The organism is Lonsdalea britannica (assembly GCF_003515985.1).
Classification (GTDB): Bacteria; Pseudomonadota; Gammaproteobacteria; order Enterobacterales; family Enterobacteriaceae; genus Lonsdalea; species Lonsdalea britannica.
On sequence record NZ_CP023009.1, the window covers coordinates 3,315,320 to 3,331,272 of the forward strand.

A 15,953-nucleotide genomic window follows, 5' to 3' on the forward strand; every position below is an offset into this window, starting at 1 on the left:
AAGGCCGACGTTCACTTACGCACACCGGATGCCTGGGCGCGTTCCACCACCCGGCGGGCATGGTCGATAATCGGCGCGTCAATCATCTTGCCGTTCAGCGAGATCACGCCCAGTCCGGCGCGCTCACCTTCTTCCGCCGTCTTGATCACCAGTTGGGCGTAGTCCACCTCATCCTGTGTCGGCGCGTAGGCGTTGTGCAGCAATTCAATCTGACGCGGGTTAATCAGCGATTTTCCGTTGAAGCCCAGTTTGCGGATCAGTTCGACCTCCCGCAGGAAGCCCTCTTCGTCGTTGACGTTGGAATACACTACGTCGAACGCGTCGATACCGGCGGCACGCGCGGCATGCAACACGGCGCAGCGGGCATAGAACAGCTCGGTGCCGTCACCGCGCTCCGTCTGCATATCCATCACATAGTCGAAAGCCGCGAGCGCGATACCGATCATGCGCTTGGAGGAGCGAGCAATGGACACGGCGTTGATGACGCCGACCGCGGATTCAATCGCCGCCATGATGCGCGTCGATCCGACTTCGCGACCACACGCTTTCTCAATGCGCACCAGATGTTGTTCCAGCTCGTCGACATCGTCGGTGGAGTCGGTTTTCGGCAAACGAATCACATCCGCGCCTCCGCGAACCGCCGCTTCCAGATCCAGCAGCCCGAACGGGGTGCTCAGCTGGTTGATGCGCACGACGGTTTCAATGTCCTGATACATCGGGTGTTGCAATGCGTGGAACACCAGCAGACGCGCGGTGTCTTTTTCTCGCAAAGACACGGCATCTTCCAGGTCGAACATGATGGAGTCGGGTTTATAGATGAATGCGTTGGAGAGCATGGCGGCGCTGGAGCCGGGGAGAAATAGCATACTGCGGCGTAATGTTGACATTAGAGTTTCTCCCATTCGACCTGCTGGGCATCAGCCCCGCGCAGGATGGCGCTCTGTACGCGAGCCCGGATCACGCAGTCCAGCGCGCCCTTGTCTTCCACGATAATGGTGCCGTCCTCTACGCCCAGCGACTGTAGGGTTTCATCGACGACTTTTTTGATTTGATCGCCGAACTGCTTGATGACTTCACTGTTGATCACGACGGTTAACTGACCTTCAGCAGGGGCGACCTTGACCAGCAAATCGCTGGACTCAAAGGTGCCCGCCAAGGCTTCCTTGACAATCTTCATCTTTAATTTCCTGCCTGATACATGAAAAGTGAATTACGCGTACTGAGGCTCGCAGTAACGCTGTAAATGCTGCAATGTGGTCGGCGGCACCATGTCCCGAATAGGATCGAGCTGGCGCAGCTTCAAGAGTTTTCGGACTTCCGAGGCGGAGATGGCCCGGCCTGAGTGTTCGCAGGTGCGCTCGATTTCGATCACCTTGAGCGCAGGCGCCTTCACTATGCCGTCCTGCTCCAGCCAGTAGTGCATATCCTGATTGTATTGATACGTCACCGGACAGAAGGGTTCTGTCCCGACGAAACGCTGGTTGATACCGAGCGCGGGGGCGATATATTTGCGGAAAATAATCAGGTCGATGGCCGCATGGGCCTGAGTGATCAGCTTCTCTTCCTTCAGGAAATAGCCGGGAAAGGTGGCCTTGGAAATCATGTAGTCCGAGCCGGGATGCACCGTCAGATTGGGGATGTGTTCAACCCCTTTCTGCACCATCTCCAGCCGCTCGCTGTACGGAAAGAAAGAGACGTCTTCGCGCACGACGAAGATGTGCAGCCAGTCGCTGGCGCTGGCGGCCTGCTCAGCCAGATAGCGGTGACCCAACGTGAAAGGGTTGGCGTTCATCACAATAGAGCCGATACGATCGCCGGGCTGCCGCAACGCGGACAGCTTCTGACAATATTGTTTGATGCCGATGGGCGTATTTTCCATCAGCACCGCCGTCTCGTCGTAGCTGGCGATAGGGTAAAAGCCGCAGCCGCGAAAAATGGCGATATTGTCGGGTTTAGTGTAGAGAAATAGATGGAACGTACCGCGATCGGAAGCCAGCTGAACCACTTCATTGACCATCCGCACCCCCAGATTCAGGTCTCTGAACTCGGGATCCACCGCCACGCATTTAATGGTGTTCGACGCCAGTCCCGCGCAGGCCACCAGATGACCGCAGTGCCTCCCTACCACAAAGGTGTTTACGTCATTGTCCATGCCCAACTGACAACGTGTCAGAAACTGGTGGATCTCTTCCAGCTCCTCGGCAGGGTCTTTGACATCAAGTGTGGTAATAAAGAAAGACTCATCGTCATACATAACGGTAATCCTGCTTCTGACGGCTATTCAACATAATGGCTGATAAAAATATCCCCGAGCGAACGGGGACCGAAATTAATGGGTTATCGTGGCTGACGAGGGCTGTACATCATCGATGCGGCTTTTGGCCTCAGCGATGGTGTTGCTCAGTCTGCCGAGGTGTTCGATGTCGACTTCAATGCGATCGCCGGAGCGCATAAACAGCGGCGGATGGCGCTTTTTACCCACGCCGCCCGGAGAGCCCGTGATGATGACATCGCCCGGCGCCAGCGAGGTAAAGGTGCTGATGTACTCGATCAGCTCCGGCACCTTGTGCACCATGTTGCTGGTATTATCTTCCTGCACCTGACTGCCGTTGAGGTAAGTGTGGATATCCAGCACCTGCGGATCGGGGATCTCATCGCTCGTCGTCAGGTAAGGACCGAACGCGCCGGTCTTCGGCCAGTTTTTGCCAGCGGTAAACCAGCTGTGCTGCCAGTCGCGTACGGAACCGTCCATATAGCAGCTGTATCCCGCGACGAACGATAGCGCGTCTTCGCGAGCGATGTTCTGCCCCCGGCGACCAATGACTACCGCCAGCTCCCCCTCATAGTCGAACTCATCCGAGAACTGAGGTTTCAGCACATCGGTCATGTGCCCGGTCTGAGAGTCGGCAAAGCGCACGAACAGCGTCGGCGCCGGATCGGCCTGATCAAACTCTATGCGTTTCGCCGCGTAATTCATACCGACGCACAGGATCTTCCCTGGGTTAACAATGACCGGTAAGAACGTGACATCGGACTCCGCCACATCAGGCGTTTCATCGACAAAGGCTTTCGCTGCAGCCAAGCCGTCTCCCGCCAGTAATGCTTTCAAATCCGGATAACGTTGACCCAGTCTGCTGCGCAGGTCAATAAAGCCAGCCGGTGTGTAGATGCCGTAGCTGTCTTTTCCGTTATGGCGGTAGCTTGCAAGTTTCATAATGATTCCCGTATTAAAAATTACTTATGCTTCTTTGCTTTACTGTCGTACTGACTTAAATCAGAAAGTTACCGAGGACCAATAAAGCCACGGAAACATTGATGGCACCGCCGATGCGGGTCGCAATCTGCGCGAAAGGCATCAGTACCATGCGATTGCCGGAGGTCAGGATAGCGACATCTCCTGTACCACCTTGTCCACTTTGGCAGCAAGAGACAATCGCAACATCTATGGGGTACATCCCGATTTTTTTACCGACGAAAAATCCCGTCGCAACCAGCGTCACCACGGTGGAAACGATAACGATCAGGTTGGTGATAGTGAAAGCATGCACCAACTCTTCCCACGGCGTAATTGCGACGCCGACAGCAAACAGGATGGGATAGGTCACTGACGTCTGGAAAAATTTGTACACCACCTGCGATCCTTCCAGAATCCGCGGCGAAACGCCATGCGCTAGCTTCACTAAAACTGCCGCAAACAGCATGCCAACCGGCGCAGGCAAACCAATGTATTTGTGGCCCAGCATGCCCACCATATAGAGCATGATGGCCAACAGCGCCCCGGAGGCCAGCGCGGTCACATCGATTTTACCGCTGAGTTCAGCCGACAGCGCCGGGGTTTTCTTGTTGTCGTTAGATTTGCCCGGCATCAGCTCACCCTCACCGGTCAGGTGCGGATAACGCTTGCCGAGCTGGTTAAGCATCCCCGCCAGCATGATGGCGGTCAACCCGCCAAGCATGACGATCGGCAGTATTCTTCCCAGCGCCACGCCCTGATCCATATGCAGCAGCGTCGCATAGCCGATGGAAAGCGGTATCGCCCCTTCGCCGACGCCGCCCGCCATGATAGGCAGCACCAAAAAGAAGAACACCTGGAAAGGGTCCATACCCATCGCGAGTCCGACGCCAACGCCGACCAACATGCCGGCAATTTCGCCACATAGCATGGGAAAGAAAATCCTGATAAAACCTTGGATTAAGGTGTCCCGATTCATGCTCATGATGCTGCCCACGATAATGCAGCAGATATAGAGGTAAAGGATGTTGGTGGACTTATAAAACAGCGTAGTGGAGTCAACCACGACCTTTGGCAGCAGCCCATAATACACCAGCGCCGAGGGGATAAAGGTAGCGCAAATGGCGGCGGCGCCCATTTTACCGATAATCGGCAAACGCTTGCCGAATTCCCCGCAGGCAAACCCGAAAAATGCCAGCGTCGCGACCATCACAACAATATCGCTGGGGAGTTTGCCATCCAGACAGTCGAGCGCGATTAATAGACCGATAAGAAGAAATAGCGGCAGAGGAATAATACCGACTTTGTATGTGTCCAGTACGTACCACCATTTTTCTTTCAGCGAACGCTTCACAGAGGTCTTATCCTTTACAACGATATATGAATCATCTGTCGTACTCATGCCCTATCCCCCTTACATTATTTTACCAGCCATATTAGGAGGTCAAAATCCATTATTGTGTGATAACCTTCAAATTGAAAAATGAGTTTTAATGGCACTTATGGTTTTTAAAGTTTTAATGATTAATGTGATAAAAAACAATCACTTAAAACGTTAACATTATTAAACAATTTTCATAAATATGCCGTTAATTTTCATCCCGATATCGCTGGCGGAAATATCCCCTGAGTATGTTATAAAAAAGTAATTGAAATGTTTTATGCCGAATTACTTTGCCTATGAATGTCTACATATATGCCGGAGGGTATTAATCCTGCGTACGACTTATCTGTCGGCGCTCACAAGAATGGGGACTGCTCATCCCCTTGCACTTCTTTCATGCTAGATTGAACTTTCAGAAAAACAAACTTAGTGGTGTTAGCGCGACATGGCATTTAGGCTTTCCTTTCATCTCAGACTCTTCATTTATCTGATGATTTTTTTCTCCCTGCTATTAGCGATGGGCAGCCTTTATTATTACCGCGCAACATCTCAACGCCTCTACAATGAGCTGGGCGGCCGGGCGCAGGTGCAGGCGAAAGAGATCGCCGTGATCCCGTCTCTGATCGCCAGCGTGCAGCATCGCGATATTCCCGCGATTGACCAACTGGGACAGAAATTAATACAGAACAGCGACGCCAGCTTTATCGTGATTGGCGACCGCAGCGCCGTGCACCTGTTTCACTCCTCGGATGCATCGCTGGTCGGCAGCCAGATGGTCGGCGGCGACAACGCGGAGGTGCTGGCCGGCAAGACGACGATCACCCTACGCCACGGCGGAACCGGGATTTCTCTGCGCAGCAAAGCGCCGATTATGTACGGTAATGAGGTTATCGGCATCGTCTCCGTCGGCTACCTGAAAACGCATATCGACAGCCTCTCGCTGAGTAACGTCAGCCACGTCCTGCTGGCAATAGTGGCGATCTTCATTGCGTTGTTCCTGTTTTCATGGTGGTTCTCACACAACCTCAAAAAGCAGATGTTCGGGCTGGAACCGCAGGAGATCAAACTGCTGGTGCGCCAACAGCAGGCGTTGCTCGAATCCATCGACGAAGGCGTCATCGCCATCGACAAACAATCACACATCGCCGCCATCAACCATTCGGCAAAAACGCTGCTGGAACTGAACGATCCCGCCGTGACGCTCCGAGGCAGGCCGATAGACGAAGTCATCAAGTCCGTGCCCTTCTTTTCCAGCGATGAGATGTGGACCAGCGATACCCACGACGAAATTTGCCGTTTCAATCACGTCACCGTCATCGCCAGCCGCGTACGTATCATGTTGGAAGACGAGCTACAGGGCTGGGTTATCAGTTTTCGCGATAAAAACGATCTTCACACGCTGAGCCTTCAGCTCAGCCAGGTCAAACGCTACGCCAACAGCCTGCGGATATTACGCCACGAACAGCTTAACTGGACGGCGACGCTGGCCGGGCTGCTGCATCTCGAGCGCTACGATGAAGCCATTCGCTACATCGAGGCGCAATCGCAGGGTGCGCAGGCTACGCTGGACTTTATCTCCGCGCGTTTCAGCGCCCCCGCCCTGTGCGGACTGCTGCTGGGAAAATACGCCAACGCGCGGGAGAAGGGTCTGCAAATCCTTTTCGATCCTCGCTGCCAGCTGCAGGTTATCCCGGCCGCGCTGCGTGAGACGGAGTTGATGTCGATCATCGGCAATCTGCTGGATAACGCGATGGAAGCCACACTGGCCAGCCCGCGACCGCACGAACCTATCGAAGTTTATATTCACGATAATGAGCGCGAGCTGGTGATTGAAGTTGCCGACAAAGGCACCGGTATTTCCCCGGCGATCGCCGACCGTATTTTTGATATGGGCGTCACCAGCAAAACCTCCGGCGATCATGGACTGGGGCTTCATCTGGTCGCCAATTATGTCAACCAGGCCCAAGGTGTGATTGAGGTGTCCGCCAACCCGCCGCAGGGCACCATTTTTTCCGTATTTATTCCCCGGCATCTTACCGAGATACACCAGACAGAGACCAACAGGAACACAGAGCATCATGTCAATTGAGAAAACCACGTCGTCGACGGACAAATCGGTCGAAAACTTCGAGATATTGATTGTCGAAGATGAAAAACGACTGGCCGACATTCATGCCGAGTTTATTGAAAAGAATTTCAACCTACGCATCGTCGGTATCGCGTCTACGCTGCAGGAAGCGCGGCGACTGCTTCAGCAGCATCGCCCTCGATTAATGCTGCTGGATAACTATCTGCCGGACGGCGAAGGCATCTCGTTGATCGAGAGCGAACTTATGAAGGGAATGAACTGTTCGGTCATTTTCATCACGGCCGCGAGCGACATGGACACCTGCGCGCAGGCAATTCGCTGCGGGGCGTTCGACTACATCATCAAACCCGTTTCCTACCCCGACTGCGCTCATCGCTCGAGCGATTTATCCAGTTCGTTAAGGCGCAATACACTTACAAAATCGTCGACCAGCAGAACGTCGACGTGCTGTATCAGCTGCAGTCGAGCGCCGCGCCGACAGGTTCAACAGTAAAAGGCATTGAGGAAAATACGCTGAATTTGATCCAGCAGATCTTTCATGACGATCCGGACACGCTGTTTTCAGTCGATGAAGTCGTCGCCCGAACGGGGCTGAGCAAGACGACCGCCCGCCGCTATCTGGAGCACAGCCTGGAGAATCATTTCCTCGACGTGCAGATGCTGTACGGCAAAATTGGTCATCCCCGCCGCCTGTACCGCAAAAATAGCAGCTGAAACGGCCTCGTCAGTTGAGCGGGATCGTCATCGGGTCCGGATGCAAATACTCAAACCCCAGTTCACGGCAGATAAGCTGCCCATCGACCAGGCGCGCCTTCGCCGGGTCGCCCGCCAAAAATCGGGGCGGATCCAGGTGCAGACGCTGCGCCTGCGCAGTATAAAAAACCTCTCGGGAGGGATGCAGCGGCGCGCACAGATTGTAGAGGTGCCCGCCGCGCGGCAGCTGTAACAGCAGGAGAATAGCCGCCACCACATCTTCCTGATGGACCAGATTGACGCCGTGGCTGCCATTCGGCACGTCGAGACGTCCGGTCAGAAAACGCCCCGGATGACGCTCCGCACCCACCAGCCCGGCCAGCCGAATGATATCCACTTCGGTATTCGGCAGCGCATGCAGCCACTGCTCCAGCTCAGCAATGCTCTGCGCTGTCGCGGTTTCAGGCTGTAGCGCGCTGCTCTCCTTAACGGTGCCCTGCGTCCGTCCGTATACCGACGTCGTGCTGGTAAACACGATGCGGCGAACCCCATAGGCCAACGCGCTGTTGACGATCGCCTGCACCGCATCCAGATAGTGCGCGCCCTCCTGGGATACCCTGCTTGGCGGCAGCGTGACAATCAGCGCATCCGTTTTCAGCAGCGCGTCCAAAGCATGGGCGTCACACTCCGGCTGCGGCGTCAGACGTAGGCGGTAACACTCAATCCCGACGTTGCGCGCCGCCTCTACGCCGTCATCTGTCGTTTTGCTTCCAGCGACCTGATACCCTCGGCCCATCAACGCCAATGCCAGCGGCATGCCCAGCCAACCTAATCCGATAATCGACACTTTTTTCATTTTTCGCTCCTACCGTCACCGGCTTGGTTTCTCACCCACTATCCACGCTCAATTAACCATAGCAACAACAAATGCCCGCAGAGAGGTAAAAAACGGTTGCATAACTGACACAACTTGGTTTAGGTTAAGTCCCAGACGAAAATAAAATCATCAACGTTAGTGGAAAATATTATGTTAAGCGCTCTGTTCAACCACCATCATCACCATCATCCTGACTAGTCTTTCAGGCGATTGGTGCTGGAAGACATCTAGATCTTCCAGTGGCGCAGAATGCTAAAGAGAGCCCTCGGAAGATCATCTTCCGAGGGTTTTTTTATGGTCCCCCGTTTTTAAAAGAAGCCTGCATCAACAGGCACATCAGACAGGAAAATTGAGGTTTATATGCTGGATAAAACACGTTTACGGATTGCGATGCAGAAATCAGGCCGTTTGAGCGACGAATCTCGCGAGTTACTGGCCCGCTGCGGTATTAAAATCAATTTACAGCAGCAGCGTCTTATCGCTTTCGCTGAGAACATGCCCATCGATATCCTGCGCGTTCGCGATGACGATATCCCAGGGCTGGTCATGGACGGCGTCGTCGATCTGGGCATCATCGGCGAAAACGTGCTGGAGGAAGAATTACTCGACCGTCGCGCTCAGGGCGAAGACCCGCGTTACTTTACGCTGCGCCGTCTGGATTTCGGCGGTTGCCGCTTGTCGCTGGCGATGCCGCTGGATGAGGAGTATACCGGTCCTCAATGCCTGCAAAACAAACGCATCGCCACGTCTTACCCTCACCTCCTGAAGCAGTACCTCGATAAGCAAAACATCAATTTCAAATCCTGCCTGCTGAACGGCTCGGTTGAAGTCGCTCCTCGCGCGGGTCTGGCCGACGCCATCTGCGATCTGGTGTCCACCGGTGCGACGCTGGAAGCCAATGGACTGCGCGAAGTTGAAGTCATCTACCGTTCTAAAGCCTGCCTGATTCAGCGCGATGGCGAAATGCCGGCGGAGAAACAGCAGCTGATCGACAAACTGCTGACGCGTATGCAAGGCGTGATTCAGGCTCGCGAATCCAAATACATCATGCTGCACGCGCCCAGCGAACGTCTGGACGAAATCATCTCGCTGCTGCCGGGCGCCGAACGTCCGACTATTTTGCCGCTGGCCGGAGAGAAAAGCCGCGTCGCCATGCACATGGTGAGCAGCGAAACCCTGTTCTGGGAAACGATGGAAAAACTGAAAGCGCTGGGCGCCAGCTCTATTCTGGTGCTGCCGATTGAGAAGATGATGGAGTAATCACCATGTCGAACAGCTTCGAAACACTGATTGATTGGCAGGCCTGTTCAGAAGAAGAGCGGCAACAGCTGCTGACCCGTCCGGCGATTTCCGCGTCTGATCGCATTACCACGATCGTCAGCGACATTCTGGATCGCGTTAAAGACGAGGGCGACAGCGCCCTGCGTGACTTCAGCGCCAAATTCGACAAAGTGCAGGTGAACAACCTGCGCATCAGTCAGCAGGACGTCGACGCCGCGGCCGACCGTCTGGGCGATGACATCAAGCAGGCGATGGCGATTGCCGTACGTAATATCAAAACGTTCCACGAGGCGCAGCAACTGCCGCCGGTGGACGTTGAAACCCAGCCGGGCGTTCGCTGCCAGCAGTTGACCCGCCCTATCGCCAACGTCGGGCTGTATATTCCGGGCGGTTCTGCGCCCCTGCTCTCGACGGTACTGATGCTGGCGACGCCCGCAACGCTGGCAGGCTGCAACCGCGTCATTCTGTGCTCGCCGCCGCCGATTGCGGATGAAATTCTGTATGCGGCGCAACTGTGCGGCGTGCAGGAAGTCTTCCAGTTGGGCGGCGCGCAGGCGGTAGCAGCTATGGCGTTCGGCACCGAAAGTATTCCCAAGATGGACAAGATTTTCGGCCCCGGCAACGCCTACGTGACCGAAGCCAAACGTCAGGTGAGTCAGCGACTGGATGGCGCGGCGATCGATATGCCCGCCGGGCCTTCCGAAGTGCTGGTGATTGCCGACAGCGGCGCAACGCCGGACTTTATCGCTTCCGACCTGCTCTCTCAGGCCGAGCACGGCCCGGACTCGCAGGTGATTCTGCTGACGCCGGATCGCGAGGTGGCTCAGGCCGTCACCGTGGCGGTTGAAAAGCAGCTCAGTCAGCTTCCACGCCGCGAAATCGCCGCACAGGCGCTGGCCAGCAGCCGCGTGATCATCACCCGCGACCTGGCTCAGTGCGTTGAGATCAGCAACCAGTATGGTCCGGAGCACTTGATCATCCAGACCCGCAATGCCCGCGATCTGGTTGACGACGTCATCAGCGCCGGTTCGGTCTTCCTCGGCGACTGGTCGCCGGAGTCCGCAGGCGATTATGCCTCCGGCACCAACCATGTGCTGCCGACCTATGGCTATACCGCTACCTATTCCAGTCTGGGACTGGCGGATTTCCAGAAACGGATGACCGTTCAGCAATTAACGCCACAGGGCCTGCTTGCGCTGGCACCCGCGATTGAAGTGATGGCGCAGGCAGAACAGCTGACCGCCCACAAAAACGCCGTCTCCCTGCGCGTCGCTGCCCTGAAGGAGCAAGCATGAGCATAGAAAATCTGGCACGCGAAAACGTCCGCCAGCTGACGCCCTACCTTTCCGCCCGTCGTCTGGGGGGCAGCGGTGATGTCTGGCTGAACGCCAATGAGTTTCCTCAGGAGCCGGAGTACCAGCTCACGTTACCGACGCTGAACCGCTATCCGGAATGTCAGCCGAAGCGGGTGATCGAGCGCTACGCGGCTTATGCAGGCGTCAAGCCAGAGCAGGTGCTGGCCAGCCGCGGCGCAGATGAAGGTATCGAACTGCTCATTCGCGCTTTCTGCGAACCCGGCAAAGATGCCATTCTGTTCTGCCCGCCGACTTATGGCATGTACGCCGTCAGCGCCGAAACGTTTGGCGTCGAACGCCGTGTAGCGCAGAGCACCGCGGACTGGCAGCTGGATATGGGCTCGATTGAACGTCAGCTAGACAACGTCAAAGTGATCTACGTCTGCAGCCCGAACAATCCGACGGGCAATCTGGTGAACCCGGAAGATCTGCGCCGTCTGCTGGAACTGGCCCAGGACAAGGCGTTGGTGGTTATCGACGAGGCCTACATCGAGTTCTGCCCGCAGGCTTCCACTGCAAGCTGGCTGGCGGACTATCCTCACCTGGTGATCCTGCGTACGCTGTCTAAAGCCTTCGCGCTGGCGGGGTTGCGCTGCGGCTTTACGCTCGCAAACGAAGACGTGATTCAGCTGCTGTTAAAAGTGATTGCCCCTTACCCGCTCTCTCTGCCGGTGGCGGACATCGCCGCACAGGCGCTGAGCGAGACCGGTGTCGCGAAGATGAAAGCCAACGTCGCCGAGATACTGGACAATCGTCGCTGGCTGGCCGATGCGTTGCAGCCTCTGGACTGCGTAGAGACAGTCTTCCCCAGCGAAAGCAACTACCTGCTGGTGAAGTTCGACCCGACGACCCAGGTATTTAAATCTCTGTGGGATCAAGGCATTATTCTGCGCGACCAAAATAAACAGCCTGGGCTGGCCGGCTGCCTGCGTATTACCGTCGGCACCCGCTATGAATGTGAACGCGTCATCGCCGCCCTGAAGGCGCTTTCCGGCATCACCGCTTAATCTTGAGGAACGATTGTGGGATTGAAATACCTTTTTATCGACCGTGACGGCACGCTGATCGCCGAGCCCCCTGAGGATTATCAGGTTGACCGGCTGGACAAACTGGCGCTGGAGCCGAATGTCATTCCTTCGCTGCTGGCGCTGCAAAAGGCTGGCTTTAAACTGGTGATGATTACGAATCAGGATGGACTCGGCACCGCCAGCTTCCCGCAGGAAGACTTCGATCCGCCGCATAACCTGATGATGCAGATTTTCACTTCTCAGGGGATTGCCTTCGAACGCGTGCTGATCTGCCCCCACCTGCCGTCTGACAACTGCGACTGCCGCAAACCGAAAACCGCGCTGGTAGACGCATTCCTGAAAGACAACGTGATGGACAGCGGCAACAGCTATGTTATCGGCGATCGGGAAACGGATATCGAACTAGCGAAAAACATGGGGATCACCGGTCTGCGCTACCAGCGAGACGGGCTGAACTGGGCTGATATCGTCACCCAGCTGACCCGCCGAGACCGTCACGCACACGTCCGCCGCGTGACGCGCGAAACGGCCATCGAGGTTAACGTCTGGCTCGACCGTGAGGGTGAAAGCAAGATTAGCACCGGCGTGGGTTTCTTTGACCATATGCTCGACCAGATCGCCACCCACGGCGGTTTCCGTATGCAGGTTGAAGTCAAAGGCGATCTGTACATCGACGACCATCACACGGTAGAAGACACCGCGCTGGCGTTGGGTGAAGCGTTGAATAAGGCGCTGGGCGACAAACGCGGCATCGGCCGCTTCGGCTTTGTGCTGCCGATGGACGAATGTCTGGCCCGCTGCGCGCTGGATATCTCCGGCCGTCCTCACCTGGAATACAAAGCGGAATTCAACTATCAGCGCGTGGGCGATCTGAGCACAGAAATGGTCGAACACTTCTTCCGTTCGCTCTCTTACGCCATGGCCTGCACATTGCACCTCAAAACCAAAGGCCGTAACGACCACCACCGCGTCGAGAGCTTGTTCAAAGCCTTTGGCCGCGCGCTGCGTCAGGCTATCCGGGTTGAAGGCGACACGTTGCCGAGTTCGAAAGGAGTACTGTGATGGACGTGGTGATTCTTGATACCGGCTGCGCCAATCTGTCATCCGTCGCCTATGCGGTAAAACGTCTGGGCTACGACCCGGTCATCAGCCGCGAGTCGGACGTGGTGCTGCACGCCGATAAACTGTTTCTGCCAGGCGTCGGCACGGCGCAGGCCGCGATGGATCAGCTCAAAGAGCGCAATCTGATCGACCTGATTAAAGCCTGCACCCAGCCCGTCTTAGGTATCTGTTTGGGGATGCAGCTGCTGGGCAGCGCCAGCGATGAGAGCGGCGGTATCGATACCCTGGGCATCGTCGACGCGCCCGTGCTGAAAATGGAAGACCAGGGGCTGCCTTTGCCTCACATGGGCTGGAATCAGCTGACGCCGCAGGCCGGTCACCGTCTGTTCCGCGACATTCCCGAAGACGCTTATTTCTACTTCGTGCATAGCTACGCCATGCCGGTCTGTTCCGATACCATCGCTCAGGCTCAGTACGGCGATGCCTTTACGGCCGCCGTGCAAAAAGAGAACTTCTACGGCGTACAGTTCCACCCGGAACGTTCCGGCGCCGCCGGCGCGCAGTTGTTGAAAAACTTTCTGGAGATGTAAACGGTCATGATTATTCCCGCTTTAGATTTGATCGACGGGCAGGTTGTCCGTTTACATCAGGGCGACTACGGACAGCAGCGTCAGTACGGCAGCGATCCGCTTCCTCGCCTGCAGGATTATCAGCAGCAAGGCGCGCAGGTGCTGCATCTGGTTGATTTAACCGGGGCGAAAGATCCGGCCGCTCGTCAGATTCCCCTGCTGAAAACGCTATTGGCTGGCGTCTCCGTACCGGTACAGGTCGGTGGCGGCATCCGCACACAGCAGGACGTTGAAGCGCTGCTGGAAGCGGGCGCTCGGCGCGTCGTTATTGGCTCCACCGCCGTTAAAGAGCCGGAGTTAGTGCAGTCGTGGTTCACTCGCTACGGCGCAGAAGCGCTAGTCTTGGCGCTGGACGTGCGTATCGACGCCGACGGCGTCAAAAATGTGGCGATCAGCGGCTGGCAGGAAAATTCCGGGATCACGCTGGAGCAGACCGTCGAACGCTATCTGCCGTTCGGTCTGCGTCATGTGCTGTGCACCGATATTTCCCGCGACGGTACGCTGCAGGGGTCTAACGTCGATCTTTATCGAGAAATCTGCCGACAATACCCCCAGGTGGCGTTTCAGGCTTCCGGCGGTATCGGCTCTCTCGCGGATATCGACTCGTTGCGCGGCAGCGGCGTGCAAGGCGTGATCGTGGGTCGCGCCCTGCTGGAAGGAAAATTTAACGTAGCGGAGGCAATCGCATGCTGGCAAAACGGATAATTCCCTGTCTCGACGTGCGCGACGGACAGGTGGTCAAAGGCGTTCAATTCCGCAACCATGAAATTATCGGCGATATCGTTCCTCTCGCTCAGCGCTATGCGCAAGAAGGCGCGGATGAACTGGTTTTCTACGATATTACGGCGTCTTCCGACGGACGCGTTGTGGATAAAAGCTGGGTTTCTCGCGTGGCGGAAGTGATCGACATCCCCTTCTGTGTCGCAGGTGGTATTAAAAGTCTGGAAGAAGCCGCACAGATTCTGTCGTTCGGCGCAGACAAGATTTCCATCAACTCGCCAGCACTGGCCGACCCGACGTTGATTTCCCGGTTGGCCGACCGCTTCGGGGTTCAATGCATCGTGGTCGGGATTGATACCTGGCATGATGCCGACACCGGGCGTTATCATGTTAACCAGTACACCGGCGACGAGCATCGTACCCGCGTCACTCAGTGGGAAACGCTGGACTGGGTTCAGGAAGTCCAAAAGCTCGGCGCAGGTGAAATCGTATTGAATATGATGAACCAGGACGGCGTCCGCAATGGCTACGACCTGGAACAGCTGCGGCTGGTTCGAGACGTTTGTCAGGTGCCGTTGATCGCTTCCGGCGGCGCCGGTACGCGCGAACATTTTCTGGAAGCGTTTCAGAATGCGCGCGTTGATGGCGCGCTGGCGGCGTCGGTCTTTCATAAACAAATCATTAATATTGGCGAACTGAAACAGTTCCTCAAGCAACAAGGCGTGGAGATCCGGGTGTGTTAACCGAACAACAAAGAAGCCAGTTAGACTGGGAAAAAACCAACGGCATGCTGCCAGCCATCGTACAACATGCCGTTTCCGGCGAAGTGCTGATGCTGGGTTATATGAATCCGGAAGCGCTGCAGGCGACGGAAGAAACGGGAAAAGTCACCTTTTTCTCTCGCACTAAAGACCGGCTGTGGACCAAAGGCGAAACGTCGGGCAACGTCCTGAACGTAGTCTCCATCACGCCGGACTGCGATAACGATACGCTGCTGGTTCTGGCCAATCCTGTCGGCCCCACCTGTCATACTGGAACAAGCAGCTGTTTCTCACCGGCAGCCAGCCAGTGGCAGTTCCTGTTTGAGCTGGAGCAGCTGTTAGCCAGCCGCAAAACTGCCGACCCAGAGAGCTCATACACCGCACGGCTCTATGCCAGCGGTACTAAGCGCATCGCACAAAAAGTCGGTGAAGAAGGGTTAGAGACGGCGCTGGCGGCAACCGTGCATGATAGAGAAGAGCTGACCAATGAAGCGTCCGATCTGATGTACCACCTGCTGGTGCTGCTTCAGGATCAGGATTTGGATCTGGCGACTATTATCGGCCGTCTGCAAGAACGTCATACCAAGTAACTGTCCTATGCAAGGGTCACTCCAAGGTTAGCTGGGGTGACCATTACCTTGAGATTCGTGCATACATTTCCGGGGACCATCGCAGTGGGGATATGCGCTTCGTACAGTCTGATGATCACCCAATTCTACTTTGAACCCAACAGCCTCAATGGTGTGACCTGATAGTCATTCCGCGCTGATGGCGGCTATTCTGCAAGTCTTTGACATGAGCGCCATACTACATACCCTGCCTTCGTCATAAATAAAGAGCTA

General features: G+C 55.9%; 15 protein-coding genes, 1 pseudogene and 1 other annotated feature. Of the genes and pseudogenes, 10 read left to right on the forward strand and 6 right to left on the reverse strand.

Annotation, left to right across the window (positions count from 1 at the left end; all coding sequences use genetic code 11):
• Window positions 1-11: 11 nt before the first annotated feature.
• From citE to CKQ53_RS15270, 5 genes are all read right to left on the reverse strand, one after another.
• Complete coding sequence (gene citE, locus CKQ53_RS15250; protein WP_026743477.1) at window positions 12-887, reverse strand: citrate (pro-3S)-lyase subunit beta; 876 nt, start codon at window positions 885-887, stop codon at window positions 12-14.
• Window positions 887-1,177, reverse strand: a complete 291-nt coding sequence (gene citD, locus CKQ53_RS15255) for a citrate lyase acyl carrier protein (RefSeq protein WP_085651650.1) — start codon at window positions 1,175-1,177, stop codon at window positions 887-889. Before citD ends, citE begins: the two co-directional genes overlap by 1 nt.
• A gap of 33 nt (window positions 1,178-1,210) precedes the next feature.
• Window positions 1,211-2,254 carry a [citrate (pro-3S)-lyase] ligase gene (gene citC, locus CKQ53_RS15260; RefSeq protein ID WP_094117506.1) on the reverse strand — a complete coding sequence of 348 codons (1,044 nt, stop codon included), beginning with the start codon at window positions 2,252-2,254 and terminating at the stop codon, window positions 1,211-1,213.
• A gap of 75 nt (window positions 2,255-2,329) precedes the next feature.
• On the reverse strand, window positions 2,330-3,214 hold the full coding sequence (locus tag CKQ53_RS15265) for a fumarylacetoacetate hydrolase family protein (protein ID WP_094117505.1): 885 nt from the start codon (window positions 3,212-3,214) through the stop codon (window positions 2,330-2,332).
• 55 nt (window positions 3,215-3,269) lie between these two features.
• Entirely contained in the window at window positions 3,270-4,634 is a 1,365-nt protein-coding gene (locus tag CKQ53_RS15270; RefSeq protein ID WP_085651647.1) for a 2-hydroxycarboxylate transporter family protein, read from the reverse strand.
• Between the two features lie 427 nt (window positions 4,635-5,061).
• Here CKQ53_RS15270 and CKQ53_RS15275 point away from each other — a divergent pair, with 427 nt between their 5' ends.
• Together CKQ53_RS15275 and CKQ53_RS15280 are read left to right on the forward strand one after the other, a co-directional pair.
• A complete protein-coding gene (locus CKQ53_RS15275; protein ID WP_094117504.1) occupies window positions 5,062-6,705 on the forward strand; it encodes an ATP-binding protein in 1,644 nt (547 codons plus the stop codon).
• Window positions 6,695-7,419 (forward strand): annotated as a pseudogene (locus tag CKQ53_RS15280) (response regulator). The gene CKQ53_RS15275 and the pseudogene CKQ53_RS15280 overlap by 11 nt, the downstream one beginning before the upstream one ends.
• Window positions 7,420-7,429: 10 nt before the next feature.
• Here the strand turns inward: CKQ53_RS15280 and CKQ53_RS15285 are convergent.
• Window positions 7,430-8,254, reverse strand: coding sequence for an SDR family oxidoreductase (locus CKQ53_RS15285; protein WP_094117502.1), 825 nt, complete (start codon window positions 8,252-8,254; stop codon window positions 7,430-7,432).
• 194 nt (window positions 8,255-8,448) lie between these two features.
• Window positions 8,449-8,571 (forward strand) — a sequence feature (His leader region).
• A gap of 64 nt (window positions 8,572-8,635) precedes the next feature.
• On the opposite strand from CKQ53_RS15285, the gene hisG reads away from it, so the two are divergent.
• From hisG to hisIE, 8 genes are read left to right on the forward strand one after another with little or no spacing between them, the layout of a single operon-like run.
• Window positions 8,636-9,535: an ATP phosphoribosyltransferase gene (gene hisG, locus CKQ53_RS15290; protein ID WP_085651643.1), complete on the forward strand. Its 900-nt coding sequence runs from the start codon at window positions 8,636-8,638 to the stop codon at window positions 9,533-9,535.
• Between the two features lie 5 nt (window positions 9,536-9,540).
• Entirely contained in the window at window positions 9,541-10,851 is a 1,311-nt protein-coding gene (gene hisD / locus CKQ53_RS15295; protein WP_085651642.1) for a histidinol dehydrogenase, read from the forward strand.
• Entirely contained in the window at window positions 10,848-11,918 is a 1,071-nt protein-coding gene (gene hisC / locus CKQ53_RS15300) for a histidinol-phosphate transaminase (protein WP_094117501.1), read from the forward strand. The genes hisD and hisC overlap by 4 nt, the downstream gene beginning before the upstream one ends.
• Window positions 11,919-11,933: 15 nt before the next feature.
• Window positions 11,934-13,001 (forward strand): bifunctional histidinol-phosphatase/imidazoleglycerol-phosphate dehydratase HisB, encoded by a 1,068-nt coding sequence (gene hisB / locus CKQ53_RS15305; RefSeq protein ID WP_094117500.1) that lies wholly within the window; start codon window positions 11,934-11,936, stop codon window positions 12,999-13,001.
• Window positions 13,001-13,591: an imidazole glycerol phosphate synthase subunit HisH gene (gene hisH / locus CKQ53_RS15310; RefSeq protein ID WP_085651639.1), complete on the forward strand. Its 591-nt coding sequence runs from the start codon at window positions 13,001-13,003 to the stop codon at window positions 13,589-13,591. The genes hisB and hisH overlap by 1 nt, the downstream gene beginning before the upstream one ends.
• A 6-nt stretch (window positions 13,592-13,597) precedes the next feature.
• Window positions 13,598-14,335: a 1-(5-phosphoribosyl)-5-[(5-phosphoribosylamino)methylideneamino]imidazole-4-carboxamide isomerase gene (gene hisA, locus CKQ53_RS15315; RefSeq protein WP_085651638.1), complete on the forward strand. Its 738-nt coding sequence runs from the start codon at window positions 13,598-13,600 to the stop codon at window positions 14,333-14,335.
• Window positions 14,317-15,093 carry an imidazole glycerol phosphate synthase subunit HisF gene (hisF, locus tag CKQ53_RS15320; RefSeq protein WP_085651637.1) on the forward strand — a complete coding sequence of 259 codons (777 nt, stop codon included), beginning with the start codon at window positions 14,317-14,319 and terminating at the stop codon, window positions 15,091-15,093. Before hisA ends, hisF begins: the two co-directional genes overlap by 19 nt.
• Window positions 15,087-15,701, forward strand: coding sequence for a bifunctional phosphoribosyl-AMP cyclohydrolase/phosphoribosyl-ATP diphosphatase HisIE (gene hisIE / locus CKQ53_RS15325; protein WP_085651636.1), 615 nt, complete (start codon window positions 15,087-15,089; stop codon window positions 15,699-15,701). Before hisF ends, hisIE begins: the two co-directional genes overlap by 7 nt.
• Window positions 15,702-15,953 lie beyond the last annotated feature (252 nt).